Here is a 19,566-nt window from a genome sequence, read left to right as displayed (position 1 = left end):
CGACAACGTCCGCCCGGCACACTGGTGCCCCCACCAGGACTTGAACCCGGGACCAAAGAATTATGAGTTCCCTGCTCTAACCATCTGAGCTATGGGGGCTTGCCCCGTAAGTGTACCAGCGGCCACCGCCAAAACGACATTTCCGCCGGTCACCCCGGCACCGGCGACTCCGGCTATGCAGGCCCGAGCCTCCCCGCCTGCCCGGGAGCCGCCTGCCCGGGAACCGCATGACCCGGCGGCATCATCGAGCCGAAAGGGTTGGCCGCTCGGTAGGCGCACACTTGGCACAGCTCGCCTTCCTCGGCCGGGTGGGCGGCCCCGCACCGGGCGCAGCGTGCGCTGGCTACTGCGGCGAGCCGGCGTTCGGGTTCGTCGAGCAGGTCGCCGAGCCGCATCGGGCCCTGCACCCACACGGCGTGCACCGGGCACAGGCTCACGCACTGCTGCTCACCCCGGCACAGTTCGGAGTGCTGCCACAGCTCGGATCCACCCGCGCGGTGACGCAGTTCGAGGGCGCCCGTGGGGCACGCCTGCACGCACACGCCACACGCCGTGCATCCGGTCACCCCCAGCCGCACGCCGCCCAGCTGTGCCTGGAGTCCTTCTCCCCTGCCGATCTGCCCGCGTTCGGTGAGTAGCTCGATCGCGGCGAGTGTGCGCGTGGTGTCGTCTGCCTTGAGGGGGATCGGTTGGGCGTCGCGCAGGCCGAGGCCCAGCAGCACGCGCCGCGGCATCGCGATCTTCCCAAGGTGCAAAGGTTCGGGTCCGGGCCAGATCGCCCGCTTAACCTCTGCCTCGCCCACGAACCCCGGTGTCAGCGACTGCCACCTCGCCACTTGCGCGCCCACGCCCGCCGGGTCGACCGGGCAGGGCAGTACGCTGACCTTCGCAATCCCCAGCGCCAGCAACTGGGCCGGCACTCCAATTGAGGAATCCTTCAGGCACCCGTCCCACACCACCAGCTGGCGGCCCCGCCCCAGCTTGGGCGCCACCGTGTGCTCGCACACCACCACGACCTCCTTGGGCAGGTCGTGGGCGTGCAGCCAACGCAGCAACGCGCCGACGTTGTCAGCCATCGGCACCCGTCAGCTCCTCCACGCCGGCCAGAGCGGCGCGGGTCAGGGCGACGACGCCGCGGTACGTCGCGGTCGTCGCCTGTGCCTCGAGCTCCTCGAGGAGCTCGGGAACAAACCTGTCGAGGTGCTCGCCGCGGAACCGACGAATTTCCGCGTCCTTCTCGCCATCGGCCGAGCCGATCACGAGGTGGGCGAGGAAGGCCAGTTCCACGGCCACGTGGTCACGCGGATAGCTCTCGGTCTTCTGCGAGGCATACCCCGCCGCACGGTACTGCTCGGCAAGCTCCTGCACGAGCGGCAGCGGGTCCTCGCCCGTGAACTCCGACTCCGCCATCCGCAAAGAACCCGACGGCCCAATCAGCGAGTTGAACTCGGCGTTGAGCACGTAGACGCTCTCGCCGGCCTTCCCTATCTGAGCCAGCGCCACTAGCGATTGCGGGTCGCGAAGTGGCCACGTCTGCGCCATCGCTGGGTCCGAAAACCGGCCCACCACGTCGTGATTCGGCGCCTCCACATAGAAGCGCGCTAACGAATACAAGGCTGTTGCGAGCTGCACCGAACGCATCTTGCGCTCTGGTAGCGAGTCCTGCCACGGCGTCGTCATCCTACCTCCTGATGTTACTGGCTCACTCTACAACGACGCCGTCCCCCGCGCCCACGCCGACCCGGACAATCGCCGAACGAGACGATAGGATCGGGGCATGGAGTTTTTCGGGATCTCTGGAGGGGAGTTCCTCATCATCCTCGTGGTGGCCGTGATCGTGCTCGGGCCCGAGGCGATCATCAGCGCCCTGCGCGGCCTGCGCAAAGCCATCGACGCGGCCAAGGGCTTCTCGGCGCGGGTGCGCGAGGAGACCTCGGCGGACCTAAAGTCGGCGGGGCTATCCGACCTTGACCTGTCCGCCTTCGACATGCGCGACCTCGACCCTCGCCAGATGATCCGCGAAGCCGTCCACGAAGAAATGCAAGCGTGGATGCAGCAAACCAACTCGCTCAATCAGAAAAAGAACTAAAGACCATTCGCTACACTGGTGTCCCTGGTCATCGGAAAGGAAGCTCTATGAAGCCGACCCACATCCTCATCCTCGTCATCGTCTTGCTCATCATTTTCGGAACCGCGAAGCTGCCTGACATCGCGCGCTCGCTCGGCCAGTCGGCCAAGGTGATGAAGAAGGAACTGCGCGAGCTGCAAGACGACGAGCCGAAGCAGATCCCGCCGCAGGGCCAGCCCTACCAGCAGCCCTACCAGGGCCAGCAACCGTATCAGGGCCAGCAGTACCAGCAGCCCGGCCAGCCGCCCTACCCCCAGCCTGGTCAGGCACCGCAGCCCGGCCAGGCACCGCAGCAGGACGGTTACGCGCCCGGCGAGCAGATCCCCGGCCAGGCGCTACCCCAGCAGCCCTACCCGCAGAACCCGCCCTTCCCCACGGGCCTTGAGGGCCAGGCGGATAGCCAGCAAAATCAGTGAGCGCCCGTAGACGCAAGAATCCCGAAGGGATCATGCCGATCCGCGAACACCTGCGCGAGCTGCGCAAACGGCTCATGTGGGCACTGCTCGGCATCGGGATCGGTTCGATTGCCGGCTGGTACCTGTACGGGCCGGTCATGGACTACATCACGGCGCCGCTCGCCGAAATCACGAAGCAGCAGGCCCTGCTCAACTTCGACACGATCGGCGCGGCCTTTGACCTGAAGCTGAAGGTGTCGATCTGGATTGGCACGATCATCACGAGCCCGTGGTGGGTCTACCAGATCTTCGCCTTCATTTCCCCCGGCCTCAAGCGCCGCGAGAAGATCCACGTGCTCGCCTTCGGGTTCGCGGGCGTCATTCTGTTCGCCGCGGGCGTCGTCTCCGGCATGCGGATGGCGCCCCTTGCGGTGGATATCCTCACCAGCTTCAACCCCGAAAACTCCGCCAGTCTGCTCCGGGCCACCACGTACGTGACGTTCTACATGCGTCTGGTCATGGCCTTCGGCCTGTCCTTCCTGGCACCGGAGGTGCTGGTGGCGCTCAACTTTCTTGGAATCCTCGGGTGGAAGCCGATGCTACGGCACTGGCGCTGGGCCGTGGTGCTCTGCTTTGTCTTCGCCGCGATCGCCAACCCGCTACCCTCCCCCTGGCCGATGACAATCCAGGCGTTCGTGCTCATCGGGCTCTACCTCCTGGCCGTCCTCGTCTCCTTTATCCATGACAAGCACCGCGAGAAGAAAACGAAAGAAAGGATCAGTCATGACTGATGAAGCAACCAAGATGGCGATCATGGGCAAGTGGCTCGACGCCGTCGCCACCGAGGTCGACGCCGACCCCGCCCTCATCAACACCCACCGCGACGAGCTGCTCGACCTGGTGAGCACGATCGCGCACGGCCCCTCCCGCCCCGGCGCGCCGATGACCCTGTTCCTGCTCGGCATGCGTGCCGGCCAGGGCGCCGACGTCAGCGAGCTTGTGGCCAAGGTCGAGGCCCTCGCCAAGAACTACGAGGAGCGCTAACCGCCTAGGTGTCGGTTTCGTCGAAGGCCCGCCTCTGATTCTCCAGTTCGATCAGGCGCGCGAACAGCACGTCCTGATCGGGGGAATCGGGGGCGGTTCTGCGCATCTGGCCGCGCACCTCCGCGATCTGCCGCGTAATGCCCTGCCGGATGAGCGACATCATGATCCCTCGCACGTACGGCCACTGATCCCCCGCCTCGGGTAGCGGTTCCACGGACAGCTGGGTGACCGCCTGGGCGACGACGCCGTCCGCGTGCTCCATCACCTGGTCCACGTACCACGCGGCCGCCCGCTCCTCGGGTGCCGCATCGCCCTGCTCGCGTAGCTGGGCTAGGCGTTCGTCGTAGATAAAGACGCCGCCTGCCGCCCGGATCGCGTCGTGAACCGCCTGGTGGGTGGGGACGGTGAAAGTGCGCGCGGGGAGCTCCTGGGCGTTGGCTGCGCGGGCGAGCCCGGGCAGTTGCAGCATGACCTCGAGGGCCTGGCGCTCGATCCGCTCGAGCGGGTCGCGGATCCGGTGGCGCGGGGGGAGCGCGCTCGGCATCGGCGGGAGCACCTCCTCGTATTCGGGCACCGGCGCATGCGGCGCAGAACGCACACCCTGAGCTACGATCCGCTCGTCCATCCCCAGGTAGCCGGCGAGCTCCCGCACGTACTCCGCACGCAACACCCTGTCCCGGATCGAGGCGACCACGGGCGCGGTAGTGCGCAGTCCGGCCGTGCGGCCCTCGGCGGTATTGAGCGGCAGGCCGGCAAGTAGCGAGCGCAACACGAAGGCGAAGAGCGGCTCGCGCGCGTCGATCATGTACCGCAGGGCTTCGTCCCCGTAGGCAAGGCGGTAATCGCACGGGTCGAGCCCGTTCGGGGAGACGGCCACGAAGGTTTGCGCACCGAAGCTCTGGTCTTCGTGGAAGGCGCGTAGCGCCGCTTTCTGGCCCGCCTCGTCGCCGTCGAAGGTGAAGATGACCTCCCCACCGAACGCCCGGCCCGAGGACAGGATGACGCCCGCGGCCGGATTCGCCGAGTCCCCCAGCAACCGGCGCACGATCTTCACGTGCTCCTCGCCAAAGGCCGTGCCGCAGGTGGCCACAGCGTGCGGAACGCCGGCGAGGTGGGCGGCCATGACGTCCGTATACCCCTCGACCACCACGATCCGCCGGTCCTTCGCAACGTCCTTCTTCGCCAGGTCCAGCCCGTAGAGCACCTGGGACTTCTTGTAGATCATCGTTTCGGGGGTGTTGAGGTACTTGGGCCCCTCCTCGTCCCCCAGCTTGCGGGCGCCGAACCCGATTGGCTCGCCCGTGATCGAGTGGATCGGCCACATCACCCGGTTGCGGAAGCGGTCGTAGTGCCCGCGGCTTCCAGCCGTGACCAGTCCCGACGCCGCGATCTCCTTTTCCGTAAAGCCCTTGCGACGCAGCTCGGACAGCATCGCGTCCCACGAATTGGGCGAGTAGCCCACGCGGAAGTACGCGATCGCCTCCGCGTCAAAGCCGCGCCCCTCGAGCAGCTCGCGCGCCTGCGCGCCCTCGGGCGTGTGGAGCTGCTTGACATAGAAGTCCTCGGCCACGCGGTGGGCGTCGATGAGCCGGGCCCGCGTCACGTCGCGCGGACCGCGCTGAACCGGTGCGCCCTCCTCATATTGCAGGGCCACCCCAAACTTCTCCGCGAGGTGCTCGACAGCCTCCACAAACGAAATGTGTTCGATCTTCTCGATGAACGAGATCGCGTCCCCGCCCTCGCCGCACCCGAAGCAGTGCCAACGGCCCACGTGCGGGCGCACGTTAAACGAGGGCGTCTTTTCGTCATGGAACGGGCACAGCCCCTTCATCGAGCCCACCCCGGCGCTCTTGAGCGTCACATACTGGCCGACCACGTCCTCGATGCGCGCGCGATAGCGCACCTCATCGATACTCTCCCGTTTGATCAGCCCAGCCACGCCCCCATCTTAGCGGCAAGCGACCGCCCCTGCGCGCCCGAGTGCCCCGGCTCGCGGGTTTCGCCCCCGCGAGCGCGCCCGGTGGATAACTAATTCCTCAGCATCCCGCAGAACCGGGCGTGCCACAGGCGGGCCGACTGGTCGGTGAGGGAGGCAATCTGGTCGACGACCACCCGCAGCTTCGCGTCCTCCCCCGCCGCCTCGCACCACTGGTCGAGGAACTGCCGCTCGAGGCGTTCCTGCGGATTTTCCGTGATCGCGTCCACGAGGTCCATGAGCAAGGTGCGCTGCTCGTAGTAGACCGGTTCGAACTCGCGCGGGGCCATGACGTAGTGGACGGCCAGGCCCTTGAGGAACGTGATCTCGGCCAGGGTCTCGCGCGGCACGGTGAGGCCCGCAGCGTGGCGGTAGATCGGCTCCCCGCCGCTCGCCTCCAGGCTCACGCTACACACAGCCGACACGAAGCGCCCGATCAAATCCGAGGTAAGATCCTTGAGGCGGGCCAGGTCGCGTAGCGTGCCCTCGTAGCTCGCGGGCCAGGATTTCATGGCAAACAAGCGTTGGGAGGCGGCCACCAGCTCGTCAGCCGGAATCGCCGTGCCGTACCACAGGGTGGTTGCGGCGACGACGTCGTCGACCTGCCGCGTCCGGTCCGCCTGCAACGCCGAAGGGTCGAGCTTACCGCGCACGATCGCATCCTCGATGTCGTGGACGGAGTAGGCGATGTCGTCGGACAGGTCCATCATCTGCGCCTCGGCACACCGGCCCTCCTCGCCCCCGCGCACCCACGCGAACACGGGCTCGTCGTCGGCGTAGTAGCCGAACTTGGGGCTCAGGCTCCCAGCGGGCCCGCCGAAGAGCGGCCAGGGGTACTTGATCGTGGCGTCGATCGTGGCGCGCGTGAGGTTAAGGCCGGCCGGGCGGTCGTCGTCGTGAAAACGCTTCGGCTCGAGCCGCGTAATGACGCGCAAGGTCTGGGCGTTGCCCTCGAAACCGCCGATGCCGGCGCAGATGTCGTTGAGCGTGTGCTCGCCGTTGTGGCCGAAGGGCGGGTGGCCGATGTCGTGGCACAGGCAGGCGGCCTCCACCAGGTCCTGGTCCGCGCCGAGGTTCTTCGCCAGGCTCCGCCCCACCTGGGCCACCTCGAGAGAATGGGTGAGGCGGGTGCGGATGAAGTCGTCTGACTCAGGGCCGAGCACCTGGGTCTTCGCACCCAGCCGCCGCAGCGCCGAGGAATGCAGCACCCGGGCCCGATCGCGCTCGAAGTCGGTGCGGGACGGATTCTTCGAGGGTTCGTGCGCCCAGCGCTGGGTATCGATAGAAGAATAACTCACGCCCTCACCTTACCCGCTGTGGCACAATGGAACACGTGATTGCATCCAACCAGGGTTCTCCAACGGCCTCGCCGCTGTACCGCGCGCCGCGCGTTCCCGGCCCCTGGGCGCGACATCACCTGTGGTACCAGGCCACCCCTCAGGAAGTCCACACCACCAACGTCGCCCTCGGGCTCATCTCCGAATGCGCGCGCTTCGGCATGAACGTCATGTCCCTGCCCGCCCTGATTGCCGACGCCGAACCGGACTACATCGAGAAGGTCACCCGCGCAGCCTCGCGGCGGGGTGTCCGCCTCTTGCCGCACGTCGGCGCCGACGTCGTCGCCCGCGCCCCCGCACTCGCCGCGGAACGCTATGCCATCCTTAACCAATGGTTCGACCACGGCGCCTACGGCGTAGAACTCGGCACGATCGACCTCACCGACCCCGAAGAGCTCACCGACTCCGGCGCGCACATCCACGCCGGCTGGGACACCCGCGAACTCCTCGCCTACGTCGAATCCCACCAGGACGCGATCGTGTCCGCCAACGTGCGCTCCACCTCCTTTGCCGAGGCCAGCACCCACGCCCTCGAAGATTTCTTCGACGTGGTGCGCTTCCAGATCGCCACCCCACACGCCTTCACCCCGGACACCTTCCCCGGCGAGGTCGCCAACATCCTGCAATTCTTCGAAATCGCCGGCGCGATCCCCTCCTGGAACTGCTCCTTCGACGCGCTCGAAAACCGCGCCGGAAACCTGAGCGAGGGCGCGATCCTCCTCGCCTCGTGCTTCTTCCCCGGCTTCCTCCACTTCGAGCAGAACATCCCGGGCCGCTCGCCGTCAGTGCGCCACGCGCTGCGCCTGCGCAACTCGCTCTCGCTCCATCACTCCTCGATCCTCATCTCCACCGACAAGGCGGCCGACGGCTTCATCTGGCTCGTCACCGACAAGGTGAGCATGCTACTCAACTTCGGCCCCTACCCCTACCTGGTGCCCAACGACGGCCGAGTGCTCGTCTCCTCCCTCATCGAACTCCCCGAGGAGGGCACCAACCTTGTGATCCCACCCGGGGAAGCCGCCTGGCTGCGGCGCTAGGGTTGCCCCCGAATTGAGCGCTGCCCCCGAATTGAGCGCGGGCCTCACAGCGGGCGTCAGCCGCCCGAGATCCCGAGCTCGGCCTCGTGCAGGCGCGCCTTCTGCTCGGCGGTAAGCTCGTGGGAGTCGAGCCAGAATTCGGGCAGGTGTGGCTGCTTTTCCCCGCCGGCCCGGCCGCGCGGCCCGCTGGCCGCCTCCGGGTAAGGCTGGTCAAGGTCGAGCTGGCCGAGGCGGGCGCGCAGGTCCTCCAGCGTCTCCACCAGCCCCAGGTCGCGCCGCAGCTGCCCGCCCACGGCGAAGCCGCGCATATACCAGCCCACGTGCTTGCGCATCTCGCGCATCGCCCGGCGCTCATCCCCAAAGTGCTCCACCGCGAACTCGGCGTGGCGCATGATGATCTCGCACACACGAGCCAGGTTCGGCCGCATACGCCGATCCGAGCCATGCATAGCGGCCACGAGGTCGTAGAACAGCCAGGGCCGGCCCTGGCATCCGCGCCCCACCACGGCTCCGACCGCTCCCGTTAGCTCCATCATCGCTGCCGCATCCTCGGCCTCAAACACGTCGCCGTTGCCGAAGACCGGCAGGGACGATTCGCGCACCAGATCGCCAATGACCTCCCAACGGGCCGTACCCGCATAGTGCTGGGCGGTGGTGCGGGCGTGCAGGGTGAGGGCCGCGATCCCGGCATCCTCGCAGATCCGGGCCACGTCGCGGAAGGTCTCGTGGTCGTCGTCGATACCGATACGGAACTTGGCCGTGACCGGCACGCGCCCGCCCGAGGCCTCGTCGGCCGCGCGCACGGCCTCGCTCACGATCGCCTCGAACAGGTCGTGCTTCCACGGCAGCGCAGAGCCGCCGCCCTTGCGGGTCACCTTGGGCACAGGGCAGCCGAAGTTGAGGTCGATGTGGTCGGCGTACCCGTTCCCGACCACCAGCCGCACCGACTCCCCCACCGCCGCTGGGCCCACGCCGTAAATCTGGATTGAGCGCACCGGGTCGCCCATGTCGGGCTGGATCATCCGCATCGTCTCGGGCGTGCGCTCCACCAGCGCCCGCGACGTGATCATCTCGCACACGTACAGCCCCGCCGGCGCAAACGTTCCCTCCGCGTGATCAGGATTCACGACGCCGTCCGGCCCGGCCGCGCCCGAATCGCCGGCGACGTCGGCCAGGGCCTGCTCGCCAAACTGCCGGCACAGCTGGCGGAAGGGCGGGTTGGTCACGCCCGCCATCGGGGCGAGCATGAGCGGGGTGCCGAGCCCGAGGGAGCCGATGCGCACGGCAGGGACGCCGCGCTGCGGCGTCGTGAGGCGAGCGGACGCGGACGGGAAGCTCATGCGTCCGCCTTCCGCGAGGGCGCAATGGGCGCAAGCAGGGTGGCGATCGCCGTGGTCATCGGGATGGCGAGCACCAGGCCGATCGAGGCAACGAGCGTACGGACGATCTCCTCAGCGATCTGGCCCACCGTGAACAGGTCGAGCACCCCGCGGTTGACCAGCGCCGCGCTCATGAGGAGCGGCAGCGAGGTGCCCACGTAGGCGAAGGCGAGGGTGTAGACAGTGGAGGCAATGTGGTCGCGGCCGATCACCATCGCCTGGCTGAACACCTTCGCACGGCTCGCCGCCGCGTTCGCCGCCTGCAACTCCCACACGGTGGAGACCTGCGTGATCGTCACGTCGTTAAGCGCGCCCAGGCCAGCCAGGATGATCCCGCACAGCAGGATGTCGCTCATGTTGAGGTAGGTCAGCTGCCCGGCCAGCGAAATCGCGTCGTCCGACAGCGTGCCCGTGAGGTTATTCGCCCGCACCGACACCGCCGCCAGAACACCCGTAATGAGCAGGCCGGCAAAGGTGCCAAGCACCGCCGTCGTGGTACGGATCGAGACACCGTGGGCGAAGTAAATGGAGGCGAACATCATCGCCGATGCTCCCACCACGATGACGGCCAGCGGGGCAGTACCCACCATGAGAGCCGGCAACATGAAGGTGCCCACCACCGCGAGCGAGGCGGTCAGGCCTAACAGCGCCGCGAGCCCCTTCCAGCGGGCCACCGCCACCACGACGATGACGTAAAGCGCCACCAGCGCCGACAACGGCACGTCGCGCACGAAGTCCACAAAGATATAGGGAGAGCCAAACTCCACCGCGCCGGGATTGAACAGGGCCTTTATCTTATCGCCCACGTCCAGCCCGTTGCCCACCACCTCGAACGGCACGTGGACCGGCACCTCCACCCCGTCCACCACCATCGTGACCGGGTACTGGCCCACCTCGTCCATTGCGCCGATCGACGTGACCGTGCCGATCGCAGTCGACGAACCGGAATAGTTGAGCTCCACCGAACCCACCGGGGTCTCACCCCGCGGCCACAACCACACCAGGCCAACGAGGGTGGCCACCGCGAGCGGCACCACGATCGCCGCAAGGATCAGCCGTACCTTCCGGCGCTGCTGCGGGCCCATGGAAAGGTGGGCCGCGTGCGAGTGCACGTGGCCCACCCCGTCGTGAGAGCTACCCACTAACAGCCCGCCAGCTTCTCAGACAGGAAGGACTTGACCTCATCCATTGGGATGCGGACCTGCTCCATCGTGTCGCGGTCGCGGATCGTCACCGCCTTGTCATCCAGGGAGTCGAAGTCGATCGTCACGCAGTACGGCGTGCCGATCTCGTCCTGGCGGCGGTAGCGGCGGCCCACGGCCCCGGCGTCGTCGTACTCGATGTTCCAGTACTTGCGCAGGTCAGCCGCGAGGTCTTTCGCCACCGACGTCAGCTCCTCCTTACGCGAGAGCGGAAGCACGGCCACCTTGACGGGGGCCAGGCGCGGGTCGAGCTTGAGTACAACGCGCTTATCCACGCCGCCCTTCGTGTTGGGCGCCTCGTCCTCCGCGTAGGCCTCCACGAGGAAGGCCATAAGCGAGCGGGTCAAGCCCGCCGACGGCTCGATGACGTACGGCGTGTAGCGCTCGCCGGACTGCTGGTCGAAGTACTCCAGTTTCTTGCCCGAGGCCTCCGAGTGGGCCGAGAGGTCGAAGTCCGTACGGTTCGCAATCCCCTCGAGCTCGCCGAACTCGGAGTTCGGGAAGCCGAAGCGGTACTCGATGTCCACCGTCCGCTTGGAGTAATGCGAGAGCTTCTCCTGCGGGTGCTCGTAGAGGCGCAGGTTGTCCGGATCAATGCCGAGGTCGGTGTAGAAGGCCAGGCGCTCATCAATCCACGCCTGGTGCCATTCCTCGTCCTCGCCCGGCTTGACGAAGAACTCGATCTCCATCTGCTCGAACTCGCGGGTGCGGAAGATGAAGTTGCCCGGCGTGATCTCGTTGCGGAAGGACTTGCCCGTCTGGGCGATGCCGAACGGGGGCTTCACGCGCGCCGACGTCATGACGTTGGCGAAATTAACAAAAATGCCCTGGGCGGTCTCCGGGCGCAGGTAGTGCAACCCCGCCTCGTCGTCGACCGGCCCGAGGAAGGTCTTGAGCATGCCGGAAAACGCGCGCGGTTCAGTCCACTTGCCGCGGTTGCCACAGTTGGGGCAGGCCACGTCCGCCATCGTCACGTCCGCCTCGTCCACGCCGTTCTTGGCGGCGTACTGCTCGATGAGCTCGTCCTCACGCAGGCGCTTGTGGCACTCGAGGCACTCCACCAGCGGGTCCGAGAACGTGTCCACGTGCCCGGACGCGTGCCAGACCTGGCGCGGCAGAATGATGGAGGAATCCAGGCCGACGACGTCGGCGCGCCCCTGCACGTTCCGCTTCCACCACTGGCGCTTGATGTTTTCCTTGAGCTCGACGCCGAGCGGCCCGTAATCCCACGCGGAGCGCGTGCCGCCATAGATTTCACCCGAGGGGAAGACGAAGCCGCGCCGCTTGGCGAGGGAAATTGCTTGATCGAGACGCGAAGGTGCCTGCTTGGCCACTGTTTCGCTCCTTTCTTTGCCGCACCTGGATGGTGCGGAATACCACCCCGCAGCTGGCTGCTGCGGGTCACCGGAAACCCGGTGGCCAGACGAAGGTCCACTTTTATTCTATGGTGAACGCCCCCTTTCCACGGCCTCGCCCCATGTGGAAGGCATCACCGGAGATTGACTGTCATTCTCAAATACTCCGATAATAGTTCCCATGAAGATGTTAAAAACTGCTTCAGTGTTCTTCGCCAGCGCCCTCGCGCTGAGTGCCTGTTCCTCCGCGCCCGATGCCGGCAGCACCGATAGCGCCGACTCCTCGGCCCTCAAGGTCACCACCTCCTTCTACCCGCTGACCTACCTGGCCGAGCGCATCGGCGGCGAGCACGTAGCTGTCACCGACCTCACCCCGCCCGGGGCCGACGCCCACGGCGTCGAGCTGTCCCCCAAGGAGGTCTCCGAGCTGTCGGACGCCGACCTCGTGCTCTACATCGCCAAGCTCTCCCCCGCCATCGACGACGCGATCGATGCCTCCGACGTCTCGGCCGTCAACATCGGCGATTCGGTCAACCTCCTGCCCTTCGCCGAGCTCGGCACCGACCCGCACGAGGGCCACGATCACGACGCCGAGGCCGAAGATCACGATCACGACCATGACCACGACGCCGAGGCCGAAGGTCACGATCACGACCATGACCACGAGGACGGCGACGGCCACGACCACGGCACGCACGATCCGCACTTCTGGACCGATCCGGCCCGCATGATGCTCGCCGCGGACACGATCGCCCAGCAGCTCATCAACCTGGACGAGGCGAACAAGGCCACCTACGAGGCGAACGCCGAGGCCGTCAAGGCCGACCTGCAGGGCCTGTTGGACGAGCTCGAGGGGATCGACGCTACGCAGTGCCGCACGGATTCCTTCCTCGTGTCGCACAAGGCCTTCTCTTACCTCGCGCTTGAGGCCGGGCTCAACCAGATCGGCATCGCCGGTTTCGACCCGGAGATTGAGCCCTCGCCGGCCCGCATCCGCGAGATCCAGGAGCTCGTGACCGAGCACCAGATTGACACGGTCTTCGCCACCTCGGATGGCGAGACGAAGACCGCGAAGGCGATCGGCGACGACCTCAACCTCACGGCCGACGTCCTCGACCCGGCCGCCACCCAGCGTGACCCGAACATGGATTACCTCGACGTGATGAAGCACGACATCGAACTGCTGCGCACGTCCATGGGGTGCTAATGACGCTCGCAGTTACTGCGAGTGGCCTGCACGTCCAGCTCGGATCGGCCCACATCCTGTTAGGGATCGACTTCGAGCTGGCCCAGGGCCGCACCCTCGCCGTGCTTGGTGCGAATGGCTCCGGCAAGTCCACGCTTGTGCGTGCGCTTGTCGGGGCCATCCCCACGTCTGCGGGCACGATCACGCTGTTCGGCACGGACCTCACCGCGCGCCGCAAGGTGGACTGGGCCCGCATCGGATTTGCTCCCCAGCGCACGACGGCGACCTCCGGCGTTCCCGCTACCGCGCTCGAGACCGTCATGGGCGGCCTTGTCTACGGCAATCTCCTGCGCCCCCGGCGCGGCGGACGGGAAGCCGCGATGGCCGCGCTCGAAACAGTCGGGCTGGCCGATCGCGCGAACGAGTCTGTGCAGACCTTCTCCGGCGGCCAACAGCAGCGCATCCTCACCGCCCGCGCCCTCGTCCGCGACCCGGACCTGCTCATCCTCGACGAGCCCTTTGCCGGCGTCGACAGCTCTTCGCGCGAAACCATCCTCGCCACGCTCGCGGCTGAGAAGGCCAAGGGCAAGACGATCATCCTCGTCTTGCACGAGGTCCACGAATACCGCGAGCTGGTGGACGAGGCGCTCATCCTCGACGCCGGCCGTGTACTCGAGCACACCACCGACATCGCTGACCTCCACGGCTCTGGCCACCACGCCCTGCCCGGGCACGACCACGTCCACGAGCACGGCGACAACGCCCCGCACTACCGATCCCCCTGGCTTGGAGGCCCTCTGTGATTGTCGACATGCTCTCCTCCACCTTCATGCAGCGCGCCCTCATCGTCGCGGTCCTGGTGGGGCTCGCCGCCCCGGTGGTCGGCACCTACCTCGTCCAGCGACGCCTCACCCTACTCGGGGACGGGATCGGCCACGTGGCTCTCACCGGTGTGGCCCTCGGCTGGCTCGCGGCCAGCGCCGCCGGCGCCATCGACAAAGATGCCTGGGCCGTCCCCGTCGCGATCATCGCCTCGGTGGTCGGCGTCCTCCTCATCGAGTGGATGCGCACCCACGGCCACGCCTCGGGCGACGTCGCCCTCGCCATGCTCTTCTACGGCGGCATCGCCGGCGGCGTGCTCCTTATCGGCATCGCCGGGGGCACGACGTCGAACCTCAACGCCTACCTCTTCGGCTCCATCTCCACCGTCACCAGGACCGACACCTACCTCACGATCGGACTGACCATCGTCATCCTCGCCGTCGGGATCGGGTTGCGCCCCGCGCTCTTCGCGTTGTGCCACGACGAGGAGTTCGCTCGCGCGTCGGGCCTGCCCACCGGCCTGCTGTCGATCCTCATCTCCGTCACGGCGGCTCTCACCGTGGCCCTGGCCATGCGGATCGTGGGAGCGCTCCTCGTCTCGGCACTCATGGTGATCCCGGTGGCGATCGCCCAGACGCTCTCCCGCTCGTTCAAAACCACGATGCGGGCCGCTATGGCCATTGGGGTGGTCGTGGCAGTCGCCGGCCTCGTCATCACCTACGTCAAGCCCTGGTCCCCCGGCGCCACCATCGTCGTGCTCGCGGTGGGCCTGTACGCGATCGTCGTCGCGTTGCGCCCCCTCGTCATGCGGGCCCTCAAGCGCGATGTGCACCGCCACCCGCACCCCCACCACGCTCCCGACGTCAAGGTCAACGTTGACTGCGACACCGCGCCGCTACGCTAGGATAGAGGCGGAGGTTCCCCATGAGAATGACTAGGCAGCGCAACGCGATCGCCACCTTGCTGGAAGAGACGGAAGAATTCCTGCCCGCCCAGCGCATCCATGAGCTGTTGCTCGAACGCGGCGAGAAGGTGGGGCTGGCCACCGTCTACCGCAACCTTCAGGCACTCGCCGAGCAGGGAAGCGTGGACGTGCTACGCCAGGAAGGCACCGACGTCCAGCTCTTCCGCCACTGCAAGGACGACGGCCACCACCATCACCTCCTGTGCCGCAGCTGCGGGCGCACGGTTGAGCTTTTCATCCCCCAGCTCGAGGACCTAACCAAGGGTGTCGCTAAGGAACACGGCTTCACCGACATTTCGCATGACATCGAAATCTATGGCCTATGCGCTAATTGCGCGGAAGACGCTGCCAGCTAACACTTTCCTTTTTCCCTGAGTGTCGCGTAGTGTAGGCCTGGTGGGACTTATTGACGCGATCGCCGAATTCGTCCGGAGCGGGCCGGTGGCTTTCGTGTACCTCTTTTTCCTTTTCGGCGCGTTTTCCCGCTCGCAGGCGATCTACTGGCTCGGCCGCTACATGGGGTCCTTCATCATGAAGCGGGGCCGGCCGCACGGCGGCTGGCGCGTGCGGATGTACAACCGCATCCACGCCGATTCCACCCAGAACGCGATCGCGGCACTTCGCCGGCGCGGGTGGCCGATGATCCCGTTCTCCTTCGTCACGGTAGGCCTCCAGACTCTCATCCAGCTCTCCGCCGGGGTCATCGCCATGCCCTGGCTGCGCTACTCCATTGCGAGCATCCCGGGCGCGATCGCCTGGGCCCTCATCTACACCACGATCGGCTGGGCCGTGTGGTCCGCCGCCTTCCGCGCGGCCACGGGCTCGCCCTGGGCCCTGCTCGCCCTCCTCGTCGCCGCCCTCGCCCTCGTGTGGCGGCGCACCCGCAACACGCCCACCGCGGCGTAGCCCTGGCCGGCTTCGGGCCGTGCCCGTGAGACAATAGAGTCATGGAAGAAATACCCGTACGCCTGCCGATTAAGCTCAGCCAGTTCCTCAAGCTCGCCAACCTTGCCGAAACCGGCGGGCACGCCAGCGAACTCATCGCCGCCGGCGAGGTTGCAGTCAACGGACAGGTGGAGACCCGCCGCGCCCACAAGCTCGCCGCTGGCGACGTGGTCGAGGCCGGCGGCTACCGCGCCAAGGTGATCGAAGGCTAACTACACCACGCAGTCCCGCCCGAGTAGCACCTTGAGCTCCGTGTAGAGCGACGGCTCCGGGGAGACCCAGAAGTTGCTCGCAACCTCGGCCACCACGGTCTTGTTCGGCGCGGCACACCACACGTGTAGACGCACCGGCGACTGGCCCGGATAGCGGGCAAGGATCTCCGCCAGCTGATCCATTTTCACCGCGCTACACGCCCGCTCGTCGATCTTGATGTCGATCGGGTGGTCCAGCTCGATTTCGCCCGCCGGCGGCAAGGTCATCGTCCTGGCAGACAGCTTGACCGGCCCCTCATCTTCGATCTGGGCCCGGGCCTCTACGATGACTACCGCGTCCGGGATCAGGATCGAAGACACCTGCTGATAGGTGGCCGGGAAGAAGTTGACGTCGATCGGGCCGGTGCGGTCCTCGATCGTGGCGATCGCCCACGCCTTGCCCGACTTCTTCGTGATCTTCGTTTGAACGGCGGATATGAGGCCCGCGATCGTCACCATCTGCCCGTCACGCACGTTGTCTGATTCGAGCAGGTCAACCACCGTGGTGTCCGCGGCGCGGTTGAGGAAGTTCTCCATGCCCGATAGCGGGTGGTCCGAGACATACAGGCCGAGCATCTCCCGCTCGAAGTTGAGCTTTTCGCGCTTGTCCCATTCGGGGATGTCAGGGATCGCCACGTCGAACCCGTCGCTACCGCCAACCCCCAGGTCTCCGAAGAGATCGAACTGGCCGGCCGCCTCGTTGCGCTTGACCGGGATGACCGCATCGATCGCCTCCTCCACGATCGCCACGAGCGCGCGGCGGCACTCCCCCAGCGAGTCAAAGCCACCCGCCTTGATCAGGCACTCGATCGAGCGCTTGTTGCAGGCCGACAGCGGGATCTTGTCCAGGAAGTCCTGGAACGAGGTGAAGGGCCCCTTCTCCTCGCGCGCCTTGATGATGCCGTCCACTACGTTCGCGCCCACGTTGCGTACGGCCCGCAGGCCCACGCGGATCTCATCGCCGACCGCCGTGTAGTCGGCCAGCGAACTGTTGACGTCCGGCACCTGCACCTTGATGCCCATGCGCCGGCATTCAGCGAGATAGGTGGCCACCTTCGTCTTATCCGACATCTTCGAGGTGAGCAGGGCCGCCATGAATTCGGCCGGGAAATGGGACTTGAGGTAGGCCGTCTGGTAGGACACCAGCGCATAGGCCTCCGAATGCGACTTGTTGAAGGCGTAGGAGGAGAAGGGCAGCAGGATGTCCCACAGGGTGTCGATCGACTCCTGAGAGAACCCGTTGTCCCGCATACCTTGGGAGAAGCTGGCGAACTGCTGCTGGAGCACCTCGGCCTTCTTCTTGCCCATCGCCTTACGCAAAATATCTGCCTGGCCCAGCGTGAAGCCCGCCAGCTTCTGGGCGATACGCATCACCTGCTCCTGGAACACGATGAGGCCGTGGGTAACGCCCAGGATGTCTTCGAGGGCCTCCTCCAGCTCCGGGTGGATCGGCGTCTTTTCCTGCAGCCCGTTCTTGCGCAGGGCGTAGTTCGTGTGCGAGTTCGCGCCCATCGGGCCCGGGCGGTAGAGGGCGGAGACGGCCGAGATGTCGGCGAAGCTGTCCATCTTCATCTGGCGAAGCAGCGTGCGCATGCCGGCGCCATCGAGCTGGAAAATGCCGAGCGTGTCGCCGCGAGCCAGCAGCTCGTACGTCTTCGGATCATCCAGCGGGATCGCGTCAATATCCGGGGCATCCTTTCCGTTGACCCGGATGTTTGCCAGGGCCGCCTCGATCACCGTGAGGTTCGACAGGCCGAGGAAGTCCATCTTGATCAGGCCCAGTTCCTCGCACTCAGGGTATTCGAACTGGGTGAGGATCGCGCCGTCCTGCTGGCGCATCATGACCGGAATGACATCGGTCAGGGGCTTGGAGGACATGATGACGGCGCAGGCGTGCATGCCCGTCTGCCTAGTCATTCCCTCCAGGCCACAGGCCAGGTCATAGACCTTCTTGCAGTCCGGATCGTTGTCAATCAGTTCGCGGATCTCCCCCGCCTCCGCATACCGCGGGTGATCCTTGTTGAACAAGTCATTGACCGGGATGTCCTTGCCCATCACCGACGGCGGCATCGCCTTGGTGAGCCGATCGCCCATCTCGAACGGGTAGCCGAGCACGCGAGAGGCATCCTTGAGCGACTGCTTGGCCTTGATCGTGCCGAACGTGACCACCTGGGAGACCTTGTCCTTGCCGTACTTGTCCTCCACGTACTCGATCACCTCGTCCCGCCGGCTATCGTCGAAGTCGATATCGAGATCGGGCATGGAGATGCGCTCCGGGTTCAAGAACCTCTCAAAGAGCAGATCGTGCTTGATCGGATCGAGCTGGGTGATTTCGAGTGCGTAGGCCACCATCGATCCCGCACCCGATCCGCGCCCCGGGCCCACGCGGATCCCGTGCCGCCGCGCCCAGCGGATGTAATCCGAGACCACCAGGAAGTAGCCGGGGAAGTCCATCTGCAAGATGACGTCCATTTCGTAGTCCGCGCGCTTGCGCACGTCATCCGGGATGACATCCCCGTAGCGGCGGTGCAGCCCGTCATTGACCTCCCGCACGAACCACGACTTCTCATCTTCCCCGCTCGGCACCGGGAACTTGGGCATGTAGTTCACGCCGTCGGCCGTGGTGTCGAAGTGGACGTTGCAGCGCTCCACGATCTCCAGCGTGTTCTCGCACGCGCCCTCGAGGTGGCCGAAAGAATTCCACATGTCCTCCGAGCTACGGATGTAGTAGCCCGTACCCTCGAAGCGGAAGCGGTCCGGATCCATGAGCGTGGAGCCCGAGTTCAGGGCGAGCATCGCGTCCTGCACCGTGGACTGATCCTGGGTGACGTAGTGCGAATCGTTCGTGGCCAGTAGGGGCGCCCCGATCTGGCGCGCGATCGCCAGCAGATCGTCCTTAACCCGGCGTTCGATATCCAGGCCGTGGTCCATGAGCTCGAAGTAGAAGTTCTCCTTGCCGAAGATGTCCTGGAACTCGCCCGCAGCCTTCAGCGCCTCGTCAAACTGGCCCAGCCTCAGCCTGGTCTGGATCTCCCCCGACGGGCATCCCGCCGTGCCGATGAGCCCGTGATGGTATTTCTCCAGCAGCTCCCTATCGATGCGCGCAGCCTTGCCGAGCGTGCCCTCGATCGAGGCGAGGGACTGCATGCGGAACAGGTTGTGCATGCCCTCCGTGGTCTCCGCCAGCAGCGTCATGTGCGTGTAGGAGCCACGCGCCGACACGTCGTCCTTCCGCTGGGCTTCCGTGCCCCAAAATACGCGTGTCTTATCGTGGCGGGAGGTGCCCGGCGTCATGTAAGCCTCCAGCCCGATGATTGGCTTGATCCCCGCGCCGTTTGCCGCCTTGTACAGTTCGTAGGCGCCGTGCAGATTCCCGTGGTCGGTAATCGCCACGGCAGGCTGGCCAAGCGCCGCCACTTCCTTGACTAGGCGCCCGATCTTCGCCGCTCCATCGAGCAGCGAGTAATCGGTGTGGACGTGAAGGTGCGCGAAGTTCTTAGCCATGGGATTCAGTCTAGCGAGGGCCTCCGGCAAAGTTCTCGGAGC

Annotated in this window: 19 protein-coding genes and 1 tRNA gene; 11 read left to right on the top strand and 9 right to left on the bottom strand. The window is 66.2% G+C overall.

All coding sequences use genetic code 11. The annotated features are described in order from the left end of the window. Positions 1-22: 22 nt before the first annotated feature. The 3 genes from QPC17_RS03530 to QPC17_RS03520 all read right to left on the bottom strand — a co-directional run bounded on the left by QPC17_RS03530 (position 23) and on the right by QPC17_RS03520 (position 1,680). A tRNA-Ile gene (locus QPC17_RS03530) sits at positions 23-99 on the bottom strand. A gap of 74 nt (positions 100-173) precedes the next feature. After that, the gene (locus QPC17_RS03525) at positions 174-1,076 is read right to left on the bottom strand and encodes a DUF362 domain-containing protein (RefSeq protein ID WP_285347469.1); all 903 of its coding nucleotides are present in this window, start codon (positions 1,074-1,076) and stop codon (positions 174-176) included. Beyond that, a complete protein-coding gene (locus tag QPC17_RS03520) occupies positions 1,069-1,680 on the bottom strand; it encodes a TorD/DmsD family molecular chaperone (protein ID WP_285347468.1) in 612 nt (203 codons plus the stop codon). Before QPC17_RS03520 ends, QPC17_RS03525 begins: the two co-directional genes overlap by 8 nt. Before the next feature lie 97 nt (positions 1,681-1,777). Between QPC17_RS03520 and QPC17_RS03515 the strand changes: the two genes are divergently transcribed. From QPC17_RS03515 to QPC17_RS03500, 4 genes are read left to right on the top strand one after another with little or no spacing between them, the layout of a single operon-like run. Continuing rightward, positions 1,778-2,089: a twin-arginine translocase TatA/TatE family subunit gene (locus QPC17_RS03515; protein WP_068538379.1), complete on the top strand. Its 312-nt coding sequence runs from the start codon at positions 1,778-1,780 to the stop codon at positions 2,087-2,089. 47 nt (positions 2,090-2,136) lie between these two features. Further along, on the top strand, positions 2,137-2,544 hold the full coding sequence (gene tatA / locus QPC17_RS09570) for a Sec-independent protein translocase subunit TatA (RefSeq protein WP_068538380.1): 408 nt from the start codon (positions 2,137-2,139) through the stop codon (positions 2,542-2,544). A 32-nt stretch (positions 2,545-2,576) separates the two neighbouring features. Next, a complete protein-coding gene (gene tatC / locus QPC17_RS03505; protein ID WP_062612223.1) occupies positions 2,577-3,314 on the top strand; it encodes a twin-arginine translocase subunit TatC in 738 nt (245 codons plus the stop codon). Further along, positions 3,307-3,567, top strand: a complete 261-nt coding sequence (locus tag QPC17_RS03500; RefSeq protein ID WP_062612221.1) for a DUF6457 domain-containing protein — start codon at positions 3,307-3,309, stop codon at positions 3,565-3,567. Before tatC ends, QPC17_RS03500 begins: the two co-directional genes overlap by 8 nt. Before the next feature lie 4 nt (positions 3,568-3,571). On the opposite strand, the gene dnaG is transcribed toward QPC17_RS03500, so the two are convergent. Both dnaG and QPC17_RS03490 read right to left on the bottom strand, forming a co-directional pair. After that, entirely contained in the window at positions 3,572-5,506 is a 1,935-nt protein-coding gene (gene dnaG / locus QPC17_RS03495; RefSeq protein WP_062612219.1) for a DNA primase, read from the bottom strand. Positions 5,507-5,595: 89 nt separating this feature from the next. Next, complete coding sequence (locus QPC17_RS03490; protein WP_070445361.1) at positions 5,596-6,840, bottom strand: deoxyguanosinetriphosphate triphosphohydrolase; 1,245 nt, start codon at positions 6,838-6,840, stop codon at positions 5,596-5,598. A gap of 35 nt (positions 6,841-6,875) precedes the next feature. Between QPC17_RS03490 and QPC17_RS03485 the strand changes: the two genes are divergently transcribed. Further along, the gene (locus tag QPC17_RS03485; protein ID WP_145989839.1) at positions 6,876-7,916 is read left to right on the top strand and encodes a hypothetical protein; all 1,041 of its coding nucleotides are present in this window, start codon (positions 6,876-6,878) and stop codon (positions 7,914-7,916) included. A gap of 56 nt (positions 7,917-7,972) precedes the next feature. Here QPC17_RS03485 and dusB read toward each other — a convergent pair whose 3' ends face one another. From dusB to QPC17_RS03470, 3 genes are read right to left on the bottom strand one after another with little or no spacing between them, the layout of a single operon-like run. After that, positions 7,973-9,256 (bottom strand): tRNA dihydrouridine synthase DusB, encoded by a 1,284-nt coding sequence (dusB, locus tag QPC17_RS03480; RefSeq protein ID WP_180947703.1) that lies wholly within the window; start codon positions 9,254-9,256, stop codon positions 7,973-7,975. Beyond that, complete coding sequence (locus tag QPC17_RS03475) at positions 9,253-10,437, bottom strand: YibE/F family protein (RefSeq protein WP_236698625.1); 1,185 nt, start codon at positions 10,435-10,437, stop codon at positions 9,253-9,255. The genes dusB and QPC17_RS03475 overlap by 4 nt, the downstream gene beginning before the upstream one ends. Further along, positions 10,437-11,831 (bottom strand): glycine--tRNA ligase, encoded by a 1,395-nt coding sequence (locus QPC17_RS03470; protein ID WP_068538384.1) that lies wholly within the window; start codon positions 11,829-11,831, stop codon positions 10,437-10,439. The genes QPC17_RS03475 and QPC17_RS03470 overlap by 1 nt, the downstream gene beginning before the upstream one ends. A gap of 202 nt (positions 11,832-12,033) precedes the next feature. On the opposite strand from QPC17_RS03470, the gene QPC17_RS03465 reads away from it, so the two are divergent. The 6 genes from QPC17_RS03465 to QPC17_RS03440 are packed head-to-tail and all read left to right on the top strand — an operon-like array spanning position 12,034 to position 15,981. Then, positions 12,034-13,059: a metal ABC transporter substrate-binding protein gene (locus tag QPC17_RS03465; protein WP_083297715.1), complete on the top strand. Its 1,026-nt coding sequence runs from the start codon at positions 12,034-12,036 to the stop codon at positions 13,057-13,059. Further along, positions 13,059-13,841 (top strand): metal ABC transporter ATP-binding protein, encoded by a 783-nt coding sequence (locus QPC17_RS03460; protein ID WP_070448295.1) that lies wholly within the window; start codon positions 13,059-13,061, stop codon positions 13,839-13,841. Before QPC17_RS03465 ends, QPC17_RS03460 begins: the two co-directional genes overlap by 1 nt. A gap of 8 nt (positions 13,842-13,849) precedes the next feature. Next, positions 13,850-14,764 (top strand): metal ABC transporter permease, encoded by a 915-nt coding sequence (locus tag QPC17_RS03455; protein ID WP_285347529.1) that lies wholly within the window; start codon positions 13,850-13,852, stop codon positions 14,762-14,764. A gap of 20 nt (positions 14,765-14,784) precedes the next feature. Then, positions 14,785-15,180: a Fur family transcriptional regulator gene (locus tag QPC17_RS03450; RefSeq protein ID WP_062612205.1), complete on the top strand. Its 396-nt coding sequence runs from the start codon at positions 14,785-14,787 to the stop codon at positions 15,178-15,180. Positions 15,181-15,199: 19 nt separating this feature from the next. Continuing rightward, positions 15,200-15,730 carry a DedA family protein gene (locus QPC17_RS03445; protein WP_083200503.1) on the top strand — a complete coding sequence of 177 codons (531 nt, stop codon included), beginning with the start codon at positions 15,200-15,202 and terminating at the stop codon, positions 15,728-15,730. A gap of 41 nt (positions 15,731-15,771) precedes the next feature. Next, entirely contained in the window at positions 15,772-15,981 is a 210-nt protein-coding gene (locus QPC17_RS03440; RefSeq protein WP_068538387.1) for an RNA-binding S4 domain-containing protein, read from the top strand. On the opposite strand, the gene dnaE is transcribed toward QPC17_RS03440, so the two are convergent. Further along, the gene (gene dnaE / locus QPC17_RS03435) at positions 15,982-19,524 is read right to left on the bottom strand and encodes a DNA polymerase III subunit alpha (protein ID WP_068538388.1); all 3,543 of its coding nucleotides are present in this window, start codon (positions 19,522-19,524) and stop codon (positions 15,982-15,984) included. Between the last annotated feature and the right edge of the window lie 42 nt (positions 19,525-19,566).

Source organism: Trueperella bernardiae, assembly GCF_030246965.1.
GTDB lineage: Bacteria > Actinomycetota > Actinomycetes > Actinomycetales > Actinomycetaceae > Trueperella > Trueperella bernardiae.
Note: the sequence above shows the minus strand (reverse complement) of the source record. Positions and strands in the feature narration are given on the sequence as shown.